At 69.7% G+C, this 14,546-nt stretch carries 16 protein-coding genes and 1 tRNA gene; 14 read left to right on the forward strand and 3 right to left on the reverse strand.

Annotated elements, in window-relative coordinates; translation table 11 throughout:
* Window positions 1-248: 248 nt before the first annotated feature.
* The 12 genes from N5875_RS38090 (at window position 249) to N5875_RS38145 (ending at window position 10,034) form a co-directional block, all read left to right on the forward strand.
* The gene (locus N5875_RS38090; RefSeq protein WP_338499018.1) at window positions 249-530 is read left to right on the forward strand and encodes a hypothetical protein; all 282 of its coding nucleotides are present in this window, start codon (window positions 249-251) and stop codon (window positions 528-530) included.
* Window positions 531-699: 169 nt separating this feature from the next.
* A complete protein-coding gene (locus N5875_RS38095) occupies window positions 700-990 on the forward strand; it encodes a hypothetical protein (RefSeq protein ID WP_338499019.1) in 291 nt (96 codons plus the stop codon).
* Between the two features lie 430 nt (window positions 991-1,420).
* Entirely contained in the window at window positions 1,421-2,425 is a 1,005-nt protein-coding gene (locus N5875_RS38100) for a transcriptional regulator (protein WP_338499020.1), read from the forward strand.
* 51 nt (window positions 2,426-2,476) lie between these two features.
* On the forward strand, window positions 2,477-3,565 hold the full coding sequence (locus N5875_RS38105) for a prephenate dehydrogenase (RefSeq protein WP_338499021.1): 1,089 nt from the start codon (window positions 2,477-2,479) through the stop codon (window positions 3,563-3,565).
* A gap of 14 nt (window positions 3,566-3,579) precedes the next feature.
* The gene (locus tag N5875_RS38110) at window positions 3,580-4,374 is read left to right on the forward strand and encodes a siderophore-interacting protein (RefSeq protein ID WP_338499022.1); all 795 of its coding nucleotides are present in this window, start codon (window positions 3,580-3,582) and stop codon (window positions 4,372-4,374) included.
* A gap of 35 nt (window positions 4,375-4,409) precedes the next feature.
* A complete protein-coding gene (locus N5875_RS38115) occupies window positions 4,410-4,685 on the forward strand; it encodes a helix-turn-helix domain-containing protein (RefSeq protein ID WP_318212882.1) in 276 nt (91 codons plus the stop codon).
* Window positions 4,682-6,160, forward strand: coding sequence for a helix-turn-helix domain-containing protein (locus N5875_RS38120; protein WP_338499023.1), 1,479 nt, complete (start codon window positions 4,682-4,684; stop codon window positions 6,158-6,160). Before N5875_RS38115 ends, N5875_RS38120 begins: the two co-directional genes overlap by 4 nt.
* A 683-nt stretch (window positions 6,161-6,843) precedes the next feature.
* Window positions 6,844-7,413, forward strand: a complete 570-nt coding sequence (locus tag N5875_RS38125) for a transcriptional regulator (RefSeq protein WP_338499025.1) — start codon at window positions 6,844-6,846, stop codon at window positions 7,411-7,413.
* A gap of 566 nt (window positions 7,414-7,979) precedes the next feature.
* Window positions 7,980-8,180, forward strand: a complete 201-nt coding sequence (locus N5875_RS38130; RefSeq protein WP_338499027.1) for a hypothetical protein — start codon at window positions 7,980-7,982, stop codon at window positions 8,178-8,180.
* A gap of 198 nt (window positions 8,181-8,378) precedes the next feature.
* A complete protein-coding gene (locus tag N5875_RS38135; RefSeq protein ID WP_338499028.1) occupies window positions 8,379-8,543 on the forward strand; it encodes a hypothetical protein in 165 nt (54 codons plus the stop codon).
* 438 nt (window positions 8,544-8,981) lie between these two features.
* Window positions 8,982-9,203, forward strand: a complete 222-nt coding sequence (locus N5875_RS38140) for a hypothetical protein (RefSeq protein WP_338499029.1) — start codon at window positions 8,982-8,984, stop codon at window positions 9,201-9,203.
* Between the two features lie 9 nt (window positions 9,204-9,212).
* On the forward strand, window positions 9,213-10,034 hold the full coding sequence (locus N5875_RS38145) for a helix-turn-helix domain-containing protein (protein ID WP_338499031.1): 822 nt from the start codon (window positions 9,213-9,215) through the stop codon (window positions 10,032-10,034).
* A 111-nt stretch (window positions 10,035-10,145) separates the two neighbouring features.
* On the opposite strand, the gene N5875_RS38150 is transcribed toward N5875_RS38145, so the two are convergent.
* Window positions 10,146-10,472, reverse strand: coding sequence for a DUF6233 domain-containing protein (locus N5875_RS38150; protein ID WP_338499032.1), 327 nt, complete (start codon window positions 10,470-10,472; stop codon window positions 10,146-10,148).
* Window positions 10,473-10,704: 232 nt separating this feature from the next.
* Between N5875_RS38150 and N5875_RS38155 the strand changes: the two genes are divergently transcribed.
* A tRNA-Trp gene (locus N5875_RS38155) sits at window positions 10,705-10,779 on the forward strand.
* A 243-nt stretch (window positions 10,780-11,022) separates the two neighbouring features.
* Here N5875_RS38155 and N5875_RS38160 read toward each other — a convergent pair.
* Together N5875_RS38160 and N5875_RS38165 are read right to left on the reverse strand one after the other, a co-directional pair.
* Entirely contained in the window at window positions 11,023-11,496 is a 474-nt protein-coding gene (locus N5875_RS38160; RefSeq protein WP_338499033.1) for a hypothetical protein, read from the reverse strand.
* A 358-nt stretch (window positions 11,497-11,854) separates the two neighbouring features.
* A complete protein-coding gene (locus N5875_RS38165; RefSeq protein WP_318212877.1) occupies window positions 11,855-13,645 on the reverse strand; it encodes a hypothetical protein in 1,791 nt (596 codons plus the stop codon).
* Between the two features lie 252 nt (window positions 13,646-13,897).
* Between N5875_RS38165 and N5875_RS38170 the strand changes: the two genes are divergently transcribed.
* The coding region (locus N5875_RS38170) for a helix-turn-helix transcriptional regulator (protein ID WP_338499034.1) at window positions 13,898-14,546 on the forward strand (649 nt) is incomplete at its 3' end.

Below are 14,546 nucleotides of genomic sequence, written 5' to 3' on the forward strand. Positions count from 1 at the left end.
GGACAGGCGTTCGAGACGGCTTTTCGCAAGACTATCCCGACCGGGGAGTGTCCGGCGGACGGAATTTCCGCGCCCGGAGCGCCGACCGACTTCCGCCGGAACAGGGGCCGCCGGCCATCTGGACCCCGCCTTACGTGGACGGCTTGTCGCCCACGCCGTCTGCTGAGGGCTGAGTTGTGTTTCTTGTGCATGTCCGGCTTCGGCCCCACCCTTTGGGTGACCTCCTTCCTGAAAGCGTCGCCGCCCTCATGGCTGCCGCCGATCCCACCGCGACCGCGGGCGACTCCACCACCGGACCCGCCGACCCCACCACCGCCTGGAGCGTCGGCCGTGTCGAACACGTCAGCCTCCACCCCAGGGCCGAGTCCGGCCCGGTGATCGGCGTCTACGTCCACGCACGGGACCCGGCAGCGGCGGAATGGCTCGCCGTGGACGCCTGGCACCGCGCGGTAGCACGCGAACCCGCCTTGAACGCATGGGAGTTGATGCCGGCAGAACTGCCTCTGATGCGCCCTGACCACGACGTGTGACCCGGCCGTCACCGCCCGGGAGGAAAGGGAACAAGGGCTTCCTTCCACGCGGACTTTGGACTGAATGCGCCAAGGCCGCTTTGCCCACCCCGGTTGCTCTTCTGCTCCTGAGGGGCGCGGACAAGACTCGTTCCTGTCGCCGCCAGACCTGAGCAGAACAGGAAAACCGATGATCCGTCAGCTTCTCCTCACCGCCGCCGCCGGAACCCTTGCCCTGGGCGTCCAGACCGCCTGGGCCTCCGACACCACGCCGACGAGCCTGGTGGCGCAGGAGATCCCGGCCGCCGCCGGGGACGACTCCGGCTGGCAGGGCCCGACCCCCGCCGACCTCGGCACGACGGGCGAGGGCGACTCCGGCTGGCAGACGCCCACCCCCGCCGGCACCGACGACTCCGGCTGGCAGAACCCCACCCCCAACCCGGGCGTCACGACCAACGGCGACGACTCGGGCTGGCAGTAGACAGCAAAAACACCCCCGCACCGCACCGCCCCGCCCCAGCGCCACCACACCGCTGGCCCCACCGCCCCGACCGATCACCGCGCCCCACCGCCCCGATCGATCACCGCGCCCCACCGCGCCGCCCGAGTCCGGCCCCGCCACCATGCCCACGGCGCGCACCTCACCCCAAGGCCCCGCGACCGAGCTCACGGACCCCACCAGGCCCGCCCGAGCCCGCCCCGCCACCGTACCGACGGTGCTGCACCCGCGGCCGCGCCTCCGGACCCCGGCAGCCACGCCGCTGACGCCGACGCCGCGCCCGTCGACCGCGCCCCCACGGCGCCCGCCACACCCCACCGCCGCCCCGCCATGCCAGTTCACTTTCTCAGGAGTCGTCGCAGTGACTGCCGAACCGATCGAAAGGCCGCCAACGCGCAGCAGTTCCGACTACTTGCTCGCACTGCGTGACAAAGGCCTGAACGAAGCCCCCGTCGAACTCGTCCGCATCCAGGAGCTGTACGTCTCCTCGTCGCCGCGGGCCGACGGCGTCGACCAGGAGTACGCCCGCACACTCGCCGACACGGAGTCCGAGCTCCCCCCGATCCTCGTGCACCGCCCCACGATGCGCGTCGTCGACGGCCTGCACCGCCTCACGGCAGCCCGCTCCCGCGGACAGGACCTCATCCACGTCCGCTACTTCGACGGCGACTCCACCGACGCCGACCTCCTCGCGATCGCCCTCAACGTCTCCCACGGACGCCCCCTGTGCCTCGAGGACCGCGTCGGAGCGGCGGAGAGGATCTTCGCCTCCCACCCCGAGTGGTCCGACCGCGCGGTGGCGGCCGTCGCGGGCCTGTCCGCCCGGAAGATCGCCGAAATCCGCCGCAACTCCTCCGGGACCTTCCTCAACGGCGCCCGCCGGATCGGACTCGACGGACGTGCCCGCCCGGTCGACTCCACCTACGGCAGGGAACTCGCGAGCCGCCTCATCAAGGAGAACCCCACCGCCTCCTTGCGCACGATCGCCCGACAAGCAGGCATCTCACCCGCGACCGTTGCCGACGTACGCGGCAGGGTCATGCGCGGCGAGGACCCGGTCCCGGCCCGCCAGCGCGGCCACCTCAAGGCCGCCCCGCCGGCCCACCTGGCCGAGCACCGCCCTCCCACGACCTCACGCCCCGCCAAGACCCGCTCGGCAGCCGAACTGGGCACCCTGTTCGACACCCTGCGCCGCGACCCGTCCCTGCGGTTCAACGAGGCGGGCCGGCACACGCTACGGATGCTCGAGGCAGCCGCCCTGGTGGCCCGCGACCGGCAGCGCATCGTCGAGAGCGTCCCGGCGCACTGCAAGGTCCAGATGTCGGAGCTGGTCCAAGGCTACGCAGAGATCTGGGAACTCTTCGCGCACGACCTGAAGACCCGTTCCGAGACCCAGACCGACACCGAGAGCGCCTGACCAACGGCCCGCTCCGGCGTTTCACCGAGCAGATGAGGATGAGGCACCAGGATGCTGCGCACCGTCGCTGTGATCGGCGCGGGACTGATCGGCACGTCGATCGCCCAGTCCCTGTCGGCCGGAGGCGCCACGGTCTATCTCACCGACCGGGAACCGATGGCGGCCCTGACCGCCGCGGCCCTCGGCGCCGGGCTCGCCACCCAGCCCCCCGGGCCGGTCGACCTCGCCGTCCTGGCCGTGCCGCCCGCCGACATCGCCCCCACACTGAAGGACGCCCAGCTACGAGGCCTGGCCAGGGCATACACCGATGTCGGCAGCGTGAAGGCACAAGCCTTCCAAGCGATCGAACGCCTGGGCTGCGACACCCGGACCTACCTCGGCGGCCACCCCATGGCGGGCGGCGAACGCTCCGGCCCGCTCGCGGCACGCCCGGACCTCTTCGAAGGCAGGGTGTGGGCCCTGGTGCCCACCACCGACACCTCCCAGAACACCTGGGACACCGTACGCGCCCTGGTGGACCTGTGCGGCGGAGTACCGCTCATCATGGACCCGGACGGGCACGACCGGGCCGTCGCCCTCGTCTCCCACGCCCCACACATGGTCGCCAGCCTGATGGCGGCCCGCCTGGAGCACGCCGCCGACCGCGAAGTGAGCATGGCGGGCCAGGGACTGCGTGACGTGACACGCATCGCCGCCGGCGACCCCGCGCTATGGCTCGACATCCTGTCCGCCAACGCAGGCACAGTCGCCGACATCCTGGACGACCTGGCCGATGACCTCGACCGCACGATCATCGCGCTCCGAGGCCTCACCGACAGCAACAAGGCCGCCGATGCAGAAGCCGCCGAGGCCCTCACCGCCCTCCTCACCCGCGGCTGCGCCGGCCACAGCCGCATCCCGCACAAACGCGACGCCCCCCAGGGAAGCTACGTCACCGTCTCCGTCCTCATCGGAGACCAGCCGGGCGAGCTGGCACGCGTCTTCACCGACGTCGGAGCAGCGGGCGTCAACATCGAGGACGTCTTCATCGATCATGCCCCCGGCCAGGTCACGGGCCTGGTCGAACTGCTGGTGACTGCCGACGCCGCGCCACGCCTCACCCGGGCACTGCGCATGCCGAGCACGATCCTGACCCGCTGACACCGGAGAACCCCATGCCTTCCCCACCCCCACGATCCGCGTCACCACCGCTCGCGCCGGTGCGGTCCGCCCGCGTGGCCCAGGTGCGGCAGCTGACCCCCCGCAGGCGACGCGTGGTCCTGCGCACCGACACCCCTGAGGACGTCCGCACCGGCCCGTACGCCGACACCGACGCGTACGTCCGCCTGCTCCTCGCCCCGGAGCGCGTCACCTATCCCGAGCCTTTCGACCTCGATCACGTCAAAGCGACACTGCCCGGCGAGTCCTGGCCCCGCATGCGTTCCTACACGATCCGCCACAAGAACCCGCGCACCGCCGAGATCACTCTCGACTTCGCCCTGCACGACCGGGGCGGCCCGGCCACCGGCTGGGTCCGCCGGGTCCGGCCCGGCGACACGGTCTTCTACCTCCAGCCCCGCGGAACCTACCGCCCCGGCGCCGGCGCGGCCCACCATCTCCTCGTGGGAGACGACACCTCCCTGTCCGCCGTCGCCGCCGCCGCGGAACACCTGCCACAAGGCGTGGGAGCCACAGTCCTGCTCGAAGTGGACAGCGCCCACGAGGAGCAGCTCATTGACGCCCCCGAGAGAGCCGACATCATCTGGCTCCACCGAGGCGCCCACCGCGCGGGCGCACTCCTCACCGACGCCGTCCGCCACCTCCACCTGCCCACAGCGGGCCTGCACGCCTTCGTCCACGGCGAGGCCCACGCGGTACGGGAGATACGCGGCCATCTCCTGCACGACCGCGGTGTTCCCCGCGACCGGATCTCCGCCTCCGGCTACTGGCGTCACACCCCCCACCCCTGATGCGCACAGCGCATCACGTTGCATAGGGTGACGACATGGAGACCGGACTGGAAGAGTCACTGCGGCAGACGGTTGCCGCACTCATGCGCGCGACGGGCGAACCACAACGCGTCCTCGCCTCCGTTCTCGGACTGACCCAGGCCCAGGTCTCCCGCCGCCAGAGCGGCGCGACCCCCTGGAGCCTGCACGACGCCGACATCCTGGCCGACCACTACGGCCTGCCGGCACTGGACCTCCTCGCCGGCCCCACCCGGGCCTGCGAAGCACTCTCCCGCACCCGACACACCGGCGCACCGGGAGCGCACCGGTGAGCGACTTCGAGGCGATCGACTCCCTCCTGGCGACACTCCGCCCCCAAGCCCCCCTTCCGACACCGGAGCGGCGCCGAGAGCTGCGCGAGCTGGCACACCTGTCGAAGGCGGAAATGGCGCGCGTCCTGGGCGTCAGCCCCAGCACGCTGGCCGCATGGGAGAACGGCCGCGAACCCGCGGGGGAGACAAGGGAGAAATACGCCTACCTCCTGAAGGGCCTGGCAGCCAAACTCCCCACCGTCGAACCCACCCCCGCAGAACCGACGCCCCTCACCCTCACCATCTCCGCCGACGCCGACGACGTCGAACACCTCACCACCCCCGAACCGTGCGTTCTGTGCGGACACGCGGCCCCCACCCGGGTAGCGGGCTACGCACAACACCTGGACCCCACCCACTGCCACCCCACCACGCCCGCCCCCCAGCTCCCCACCTCGGCCCACAAACCGGCCCACAAGCCAACCCGCCGAGCCCCCCAACACCCCACCGGCGACCCCACCGACCTGATCCACCAAGCGGTCCACGCCGCCCTCACCGAACACCAGGGCGACACACACGCGGCCTCCGCCGCACTCCTCAAGCGCGCGATCCCCGACGCCATGCGGCTCTTGGACGAAACACGCAAGGGAGCCCGCTACGACGTGATCGCCCACCCCTGGATCCCGGACATCCTCAAGAAGCAGACCTCCCGCGGCTCGGACCAGATCTGGGAAGCACGCCCGAAGTGGACCCGCCCCGAGCTCCCGGCCGGCCTGCACCACGTCACCGCACTCGACATCAACGGCGCATACCTCTCCGCCCTCAAAACCCACCTCCCGCTCGGCCAGCTCGAACACTCCACCGGCCCCACCCACGACCGCCGCCGCGCGGGCGTCCACCTCATCACCCCGCCCACCTGGGAACACGAGACGGTCCTCCCCAACCCCCTGGGCCAACGAGACGAACCCGGCCCCCTCTGGGTCACGGAACCCACCCTCCGCCTCCTGCTCCGCCTCTCCAGCCCCCGCTACGGCCTGTGCGAGCCCCCCCGAATCCACGAGTCCTACACCTCGGGTGCCACGGAAAACCTCCTGGAAAGGTTCCGCATCGCCCTCAAGGACGCCCGCGACACCGCGATCGCCCAAGGCGACGACATCACCCTGGAGTACGTGAAAGCGATGTACTCGAAGTTCGTGTCGACGATGGGGGAGTCGAACTACAACAGGGAGCTGTACCGACCGGACTGGATGCACATCATCCGCTCCCAGGCCTTCTCCAACCTCTGGCTCAAAGCCCTCAAAGCCCGCGACGAGGGCATCACCCCGATCCGCGTGATGGGCACCGACGAACTCCACGTCATCGGCGACTGGCGACGCGTCTTCCCTGAAGGCCGAGGCGTCACGGAAGTCAAGATCAAAGACACCTGGCACACGAGCGCGGCTACTCACCAAACTCGAAGCCCGCGACCGAGTCCAACTCGGCATCACCGCCTATGAGATCGGCCTGGTAACGCCACCTCGCTGAACACCGAGCACGTCAGTTGCCGAAGCGACAGGGCCCGAACTCTCATAGACAGTCCCTTGTGCGAGCAAGATCAATTACGGGCCGCCGGACCCCGCCGAACCCGGATTCGTTCTCAGAACCGTTCTCACACAAGAGAGGAGATGAACCCCTTCTGAGAGTTGCATTGTGCGAAAATCCGGGCCCATGACGGACCCTCAGCAGCCCTCCCCAACCGCAGTGACGCCGGTCCCTGGGGCCGCAGAGCCCGCGGATCTCCCTCGCTCCACATCCGCCGCCATCGCTGCACCGAGCGGAAATTGACCAGCAGGCCCTTGGAGATCACCTAATTCACCTTGCCCCGGGCGAACCGCTCAGCGGCTTTGAGTCGCAAATCCTCACGGAGCTGCTGTCGTTCGGGGGCAGTTCGCCCCCTTGGGGATACCGCATGCACGGGTGATACCGCACGGGCGAGAGGCCGTCAGCCCCTACGACAGCACGAGTTCGACCTCGGCAACAAACAAACTCCGCTCGAACACCTCCGCCTCAACCGAAATATCAACCAAAGAACACGCTCGACATCACCCCAACTGAACTCCCCAAACGATGGCAAAATCAACAGGGTTGCGCTACCCTCAGGGCAGGAAATAAAAACCAGCAAACGGAAGGCCCCCATTAAATGCCGGAAAGGACATACGATTTCGGCCATTACGGGGCCCAAGGCATCAAAGGCAGCGAAGCAGTCGCACGGCAGCTCGACAGCCTCGCCGGCTACATCACCACCCCCATCACCGCACGCCGCGGTCTCCTGGCACGCCTCAACTACCTGACCAGGTCAAACCGCGCCCGCCAGGCCGCCCGCGCAGCAGGCCTCACCGTCACCGACCGCACCATCAAGGCATGGCTCACCGGCAAACGCCGCCCCTCCCGCGCCAGCCTGGAGCAGATCGAGACCGCCTACCGCACGTTACGCCGCCAGAACGTGGCCCGTTTCCTGCTGCGCCGGCTGAACAATAGGGGAGGGACCCGGGTGGAGATTCACCCGTTCAACCAGTCCCAAGTCGACGGGCGCTTCCAGCGGGTACTGGAGTACCGCAGCCTCAACATCCGTCAGTGGGATGCCATCATCCGGGCCTGGGCCGCAAAGGACACGGGCGCCCTGGACAACGCATGGGTGGACGCCATCGTGGACCTCGGATCCCAATGGGGACAGTACGAATACGTATCCGCCGTAGGGTTTGCAGCATAAGAAGTGACGGACAGTCGTATATGTTACCTGATTCCAGATTGAGCTTCACTCAAGCGTCGCTTCCATCCGACTGCTGCCGCTTTTGTGAAATCAGCGAAGCGGATTTCACACCGGAGTTCGCGGAGTGTGAATTCTCGGCCCTCACCAACTAAAGGGGTCGAAGACGTCGCCGCCCTCGCCGTCGCCCTTCTCAACCGCGACCTGGCCGAGGGCGATGCCGAGACCTGCGTCGAGGTTCCCGCCCAGAAGCAGGAACAGACGGGCTGGTGGAAACGCCGACGTGGCGACGCCAGTTGACCACCGCCCGCCGCCGAGAGCACCCGAACATCACCGGGGCCCTTGGCGGCGGGCGACTCATTCATCACCCGCGAGCGAGGAGCTGGCGAACGCGAGCTCCAGGCGGTGGCCGCCGAGGCACTCAAGGACGTCTACTTCCATGACAGGCGGAGAACATCGTCGACGACCTTGAGCTCTGGGAGGAGCGGCTCGCGCGGGCGGAGGCTGACGGGGACGCCGAGGCCGCGTTCGAGGCGCTGAGTCCGTTGCGGGACCCGGAGTACGCGGGCATGTTCACGTACTACCCGAGCACGATCCGCGCGGCGGAGGCGCTCTACGCGCGAGCCGCGGCGGTCGGCTCGCACCAGGCCCCGGTCGAGCAGGCCAACCTGGTAGCCCGCGACAGCGACCGGATCGAGGAGGCACGCGCCCTGGCCGTACGGGCGCACGAGCTCGGCTACTCGGGCGCGGCCTATGTCCTGGGTGTCTAGGCCTTCGAGCGCGGTGACCAGCGCACGGCCGAGCATTGGTTCGAGACGGCGGCCGCAGCACCCGATGGTCACGACTACGCCCGCTTCTACCTCGGTCTGATCGGCATTATGCAGTGGCGGCTGGACGAGGCCGAGTGATGGCTGCGTCTCACCGGTGACACCGAGGACGAGAATGATCAGTACGGCGACCTGCCCAAGATGTTCGTCGAGCAGCTCGAGCAGCTCGAGCAGCTCGAGCAGCTCGAGGAGATCGCGGCGATTCGCGCCGACCCCGCCCGACTGCCCGACCCCGAACTCGCGGCGCGCCTGCCCGAGTTGCGGGCGGCCGCGGGGTCCGGCGGTGCCGAGGAGTGCTTCGCGTAGGCCGATGCACTTGAAAGCAGGGTCACGACCCCGACGGCCAGGAGCAGCGGTTCACGGGCGGCCGGGTGCGCGGAGGCGATGTAGAGGACGAAGGCGCCGGCGAGCAGCAGGCGGGGCTGGGCTGCTGGTCTTTCACCCGCGTCGAGGACGCGCTCGACTTCTTCCGGACCGGCCCGAACAAGAAGCGGATCGACCCCTCTACTAGGCGGGCAAGCTAGTCCCCGGCTCGGGCATTGAGGTCAAGGAGTACGACGAGACCCGTGCCCGCGCCTACGTGCACCAGGCCGTGGACGAGGCGGTGCAGGCCCACGAGCATCCGGGCCGAGGACGCCGCGGAGTAGCTGTTCTCGGAGTTCAGCTACGCAGAGTCCGACACCGAGGCGGCGCTGATGCGCACGCTGGGCTGGTTCGAGGGCCGCGTGGACGCCGAGCGCCCCGGTGGGCTGCTCTCTGGAGGAGTTCACCGCCTCCGAGCTCCGCTTCCCGGTACGGGAATGGGACCCGCACCGCTACAGCGACTGGTTCCGGATGGCGCTGGTAGCGATCGCCCAGCTCCTCCTGTGCTGCGCCGCCATCGGTGTCGTCACCGCCGCTGCGGTGGCGGGAGGTCGGCGGCGTTTTGCCGCCCTGCTCTCGTCCGCCATGAACAACCCTCAGTAGGCGGCGGACATGGGACGAACCGAGAACCCCATCAACTACGAGGTGTCCACCCGCGGCCGACTCGCCGAACTCCTGCGTGCGGAGAAGGCGGGGCGGACCTACGACGAGCTGGCCACGCTGACGGGGGTGTCGGCCGCGACACTCAAGCGGGCGGCCTCCGGCAAGGTGGTCCCGGCGGAGACGGTCGTCGATTCCTTCCTGGCGGCCTGCGGAAGCGCACCCCGCACTGTTCGGACGGCCAAGAGCCTCCGGTTTCAAGCACGACGAGATGAGCTCGGCGGACCCATCAGGGTCCTCGCAACCACGGTCAATACGGCCGACGCGCTCTCCGATGCTTTCGAGGCTCTCCACCGGAATGCTGCGGCCCCGACGTACCGGGAGATGCAGAAGAGTGCCGGCGGTGCCTACCTGCTTCCGCTCAGCAGCGTCTCCCGGATCCTCCGCCGGCAGATGCTGCCGGTCGATGAGCAGCAGTTGGTCGCGGTCCTGCGAGGCTGTCGTGTGCCCGAGCGGGAGCATGGCGAGTGGGTCAAGGCTTGGCGCCGCGCTATGGGACGTAGTTCGAGCCCGATCGACGTCCGGGGTCTCACGTGGGTGATCGACGCCATCCGGAGGATCTCGACCGAGGTGCGGTTCGAAGCGTTGGCGGCCGGGATGGCTCCGGTCATGGCGGCGGTGGAGCAACTGGACACGTCTAGGTTGGCCGCCGGGATAACGCCGGCCGTGGCGGCCTTGGCGGCCACGGAGCAGCTCGACACGTCTAGGTTGGCCGCCCAGATGGCCTCGGCCATTGCCGCTCTGCCCCCTGTGGCACCTGTAACAGCGGCTTAGAGGAACACCCAGGGCCGTTGGTTCGCCCGCGTGTTCCTGGTGCTCGCTGCCGTACGTCATCAAGGTGACGTACGGCAGCGGCTGATGAAGTAGGGGAACAGGGCCTTGGGCTCAGGAGTCGAAGCCGTTCTCGAAGCCGAGCAGCAAGGGCGAGAGCTCTGCTGAGGCTCCGCACAGCGAACACAGCCGGACGCTCGGCTGCTCGGCCAGGGTCAACGTTCTCTCCAGGGAGAGCGCTGTGGCCCCTTGAGGCGCCTCGACGCAGTCGGGTGCGTGCGCGATGCCCTGCCCGCGCTCTAGGCTCTGCAGGACCCATCCAGAGGGTCGCCGCTCGCCCAGGATCTCCGCGACGAGCGACGGGCGCGGGAGGCGGACCGCCGGCACCGAGCCGTAGTCGCCGGGGATCGCGCGCACCTGCTGCGGCGCGTCAAGCCACACCCGGTACTCCGCCGATTCGACGGTCCCGTCCTGCCAGTTGCGGTACGAGGGCAGCCCCCACGTCGCCCTGCCACCCGGTGGGCGTCTGGTGCCACGAGTAGAGCCGGGCCCGGACCTCCTGGCCGTCCGGCAAGACCACCATCACCGGTACGGGGTGGGATCGGGGGAGGACTGCTTATGCACACCCCCACCGTAGGCCGCCGTGCGGACAGGCCCCGCCGGTGGATCAGGCGGGGCTGTAGCGCAGAGGTCGACGCGCGCGGTCTCCAAATTCGCGAGGACGCCGGTTCAACTCCGGCCGGCCCCGCCTGCCTTCTGCCGAGTCGACGGGGCGAGCACGAGCGGGTGATGCCGGATGGCCGCCCCCGCTCGGCACGTTTACGGGAGGGGCCCTTCGTCTGTTCGCCGCCTGGTCGGCAAGGTCAGTGGTCGAGGTGCTCGTAGTGCGTGAGGCGGACGCGGGCCGCCTTCTCGGTCATGCCGAGCGCCTCGGCGATCTCGGGCATGGACTCCTCTTGTTCGCGCGTGAGGAGCCTGGCGGCGGCCGGGCCTAACCCCGGCGATGAGCTCCTCCAGTTCGTCGGCGACCTTGATCACCGTCACGTACTCGTCCATCCAGGAGCCGGTCCAGACGCTCGCGCACCTGGGCCAGCAGGCCCGCCAGGTCCTCCGGCAGCTTCGAAGCTCGGTCGGCCACGTCGTCCATGTGGAGCGCCCAGTCCCCGTACGGGCCGGACGTGTCGTAGACGTCCGGGTCGTCGTCCTCGTGGACCTTCTCCCAGTCGATCGGGTAGGTCTTCTCGCCGCGCCAGCCGCACGCGCACCGGCCCCGCATCGACGTCGCCGTGGGCCGCCGCATCGTCCCGTCGTAATGCCACCAGCCGATCGACTCGTGGAAGAAGCTGCCGCTGCTCAGGTCGAAGCAGACCGGCCCCGGCTCACTGCCGTCGGCCAGCAGCACCCCGACCACGCCTTCGTGCGACTCGAACCCGTCCCGCTGCCACCCGTCCCGATCCCAGCCCATCGCGTTCCCCTCGTCTCGGCTTCCGCGGAGGACCCTCCCCGCGGGACTCACAGGATCACGATGCAGAACAGCCGCAGAGCCCCGCAGCCGGATGGCGACATATTCCATAGGCAGTTGTAGCGCGCGGCGATCTCGCGCCCCCTGCTCGACGAGCAGCCGACTCCGTGCCCAACCGGCTGTGACTGAGCGCGTTACCCGGCCCGTTTGGACAACTCCGATGCTCAGAATCGGACCGGAGGCTGAGGGGGACTTCCTGGCCGAAGGCGTTGTCGGAGCCGATCGGCGGCTGCTCGACGGCTGAGGCCGGGGGCGGGGTGCTCCCGGTCCGGGGCCCGGTGTCGGGAGCACCCCGTCGGGGTCATGGGCAGCCGGGGCCCGTGCTGGGGTTGGTGCAGACGTCGGTGCCGGTGCCGCCGTTGTTGGTGTTCGTTCCCGGGCCGCCGTCGAGGTTGTCGTTGCCGACGTCGCCGAAGAGGGAGTCGTTGCCGGGGCCGCCGGTCACGGTGTCGTCGCCCGCGGAGCCGTTGAGGGTGTCGTCGCCGACGCCGCCCGCGACGAGGTCGTTGCCGGGGCCGCCGGTGGCCGAGTCCGCCCCGGGACCGCCGCATACGAGGTCGTCGCCGGCGCCGCTGTTGATGGTGTCGTTGCCGCCGTGGGCGAGGATGACGTCGCGTGCGGGCGTGCCGTTGATCCGGTCGTTGCCGGGGGTGCCGATGATGGTGGGCTGTTCGCCGAAGCAGGTGACCGCGTCGACGGTGGTGGTCTCCGTCGCGGTGTCGTTGGCCGGGGTCGGATCGGATACCGCGCCGGCCACGCCCGCCGTGTCGACGGCGATGTCCTCGGTCGTGGCCTTCGCGGTGATGGTCCGCGCGGCGCTCGCACCGGCGGTGAGGGTGCCGATGCCACACGTGACGACGTCCGGGGTGGTGCCGGCCGTGCTGCACCCGGGGGACGCCGAGACGAACTGCAGTCCGGCCGGGAGGGTGTCCTGGAGGACGACCCCCTCGGCTGTCTGCGGGCCGTTGTTCGTCGCGGTGAGCGTGTACGTCACGTTCTGGCCCTCCACGACGGGGTCGGAACCTGCGTCGGACTTCGCGACGGCCAGATCGGCGTCGGTCAGGTGGATGTGCCCGATGAAGCTGGAGGTCTCGGCGAACCAGATGTCGTCGTCCGGGCCCTTGGTGATGCCCCAGGGGCCGCGCTCCGAGGAGGGCAGGGGGAACTCGGCGATGACGCCGGATGTGCTGATGCGACCGATCTGCCCGCTGTTGCGTTCGGTGAACCACAGGCTGTCGTCCGGCCCGGCGGTGATGTCCTGGGGCTGGGGCGCGAAGCCGCTCGACGGTAGGTCGTACTGGGTCATCACGCCGGATGGGGTGATCCGGCCGATCCGGTTGCCGCCGAACACGGTGAACCAGAGGTTCCCGTCGGGGCCCGTGGTGATGTCGGTCGGGCCGCCGCCACCGGGGACCGGGAACTCGGTGACGACGCCGGACGTGGTCATGCGGCCGATGAGGTTGGCGCCGATTTCGGTGAACCACAGGTTCCCGTCCGGCCCGGAGGTGATGTAGGACGGCTGGCCGGAGCCGGCAGGCAGTGGGTACTCGGTGAGGGCGCCGTCGGTGGTGATGCGGCCGATCCGGTGGGCGTTCTGCTCGGTGAACCACATGGCCCCGTCCGGGCCTGCGGTGATCCCGGTGGGCTCGTCGAACTGGTCGGGGAGCGGGTACTCGGTGACCGTGCCGGCCATGTCGATCTTCCCGACCCGGGAGTCGAAGTGCTGCATGGTGAACCAGACGTTCCCGTCCGGGCCGGTGGTGATGTCGTGGGGGGTACTGAACTCGCCGGGGAGGGGGTACTCGGCGATGAGGGTGCCCGTCGGGCTCATCCGGCCGATCTTGTTGCCGACGGCCTCGGTGAACCACAGGTTGCCGTCGGGGCCGGTGGTGATGCCGACCGGGGTGCTGGGGGTGGGGACGGGGTATTCGGTGATGGCCACGTCGGCCCGGGCCTGCGGGGCCCCGGCGACCAGGGGCAGGGCGGCGGCCATCAGGATGCCGGTGAGTAGCGCCGCCAGACCGCGCCGACGGCGGGGTTCCGGCCGCTGCGGCGTCCCTGGCTCTGGCGCGTTGCGGGGTGTGGGAGGCATGGGCGAGCACCTTTCGGTCGTATGGGAGCGCGCCTGTCTTACCAGAGCCCGATCGTTTCTTCGGATGCAGCGGCACCTGCGGCGCGCCGGATCTACACCCGTAATCCACCCGATCAGAGCCGTGCCGGCCGGTGGCGACGGCGGGGCGGCGAGATCCCTGCCGTCCCCACGGCCTCCGCCCGCCGACCGCCTACCGGCTGACGCCGCAACACCGCGTTCGACGACCACGACTCCCGCTAACTCGGGCACGGCATGAACACACCGCTACCCAGAAGCCTCGATCCGACGCCTGGCGGACGTCTTCCCCGCTACCTGCTGCGTGTCTCCCACAGGATCGGCATCTCTCGGGGCGACCTCGCGCACCATCGCCGACTGAAGGAGCTTCAAACCGGTCTCCGGCACCTCCTGAAGGCAGCGGGCTTGTCGGTCAGGGGCGTTGCCGAGCGGGTCGGGGTGCCCGAGAGCACGGTGTTCGACGTTCTTCAGCAGGACCGGCCACCCCGGCCGGACGTTGTGGCAGAGATCGCCCACGCGTGTGGCGCACCCCCAGGGCCTTGGCGTGACGCGGCCGCGGGGCTCGCGACCACCGGGCCAACTACTGATCAGGCCCCGGACCCTGCCGATCTCATCATCAAGGCGGCTGCCACACGACCACCGGCGGAAGTTGCAGAGCTGGTCACCAGCCTGCGGGCCGGCGGAAGACCGGACGTCGCAGCCCGTTTGATCGAAGCGGCGGCGAAGACCCGTCCGGCGCCCGAAGTCGCCGACCTCGCCATGGCGCTGCTGGACCTCTCCTCGCACCGGGAGGAGGCCAATGGAACGGGGCCCAATCTGCCGCAGGGGCCGGCACCTCAGCCAGAGGTGCCGGCCCCTCGAACGGAATCACCGGGCTGGTTCCTGC

The organism is Streptomyces sp. SJL17-4, assembly GCF_036826855.1.
Taxonomy (GTDB): domain Bacteria; phylum Actinomycetota; class Actinomycetes; order Streptomycetales; family Streptomycetaceae; genus Streptomyces.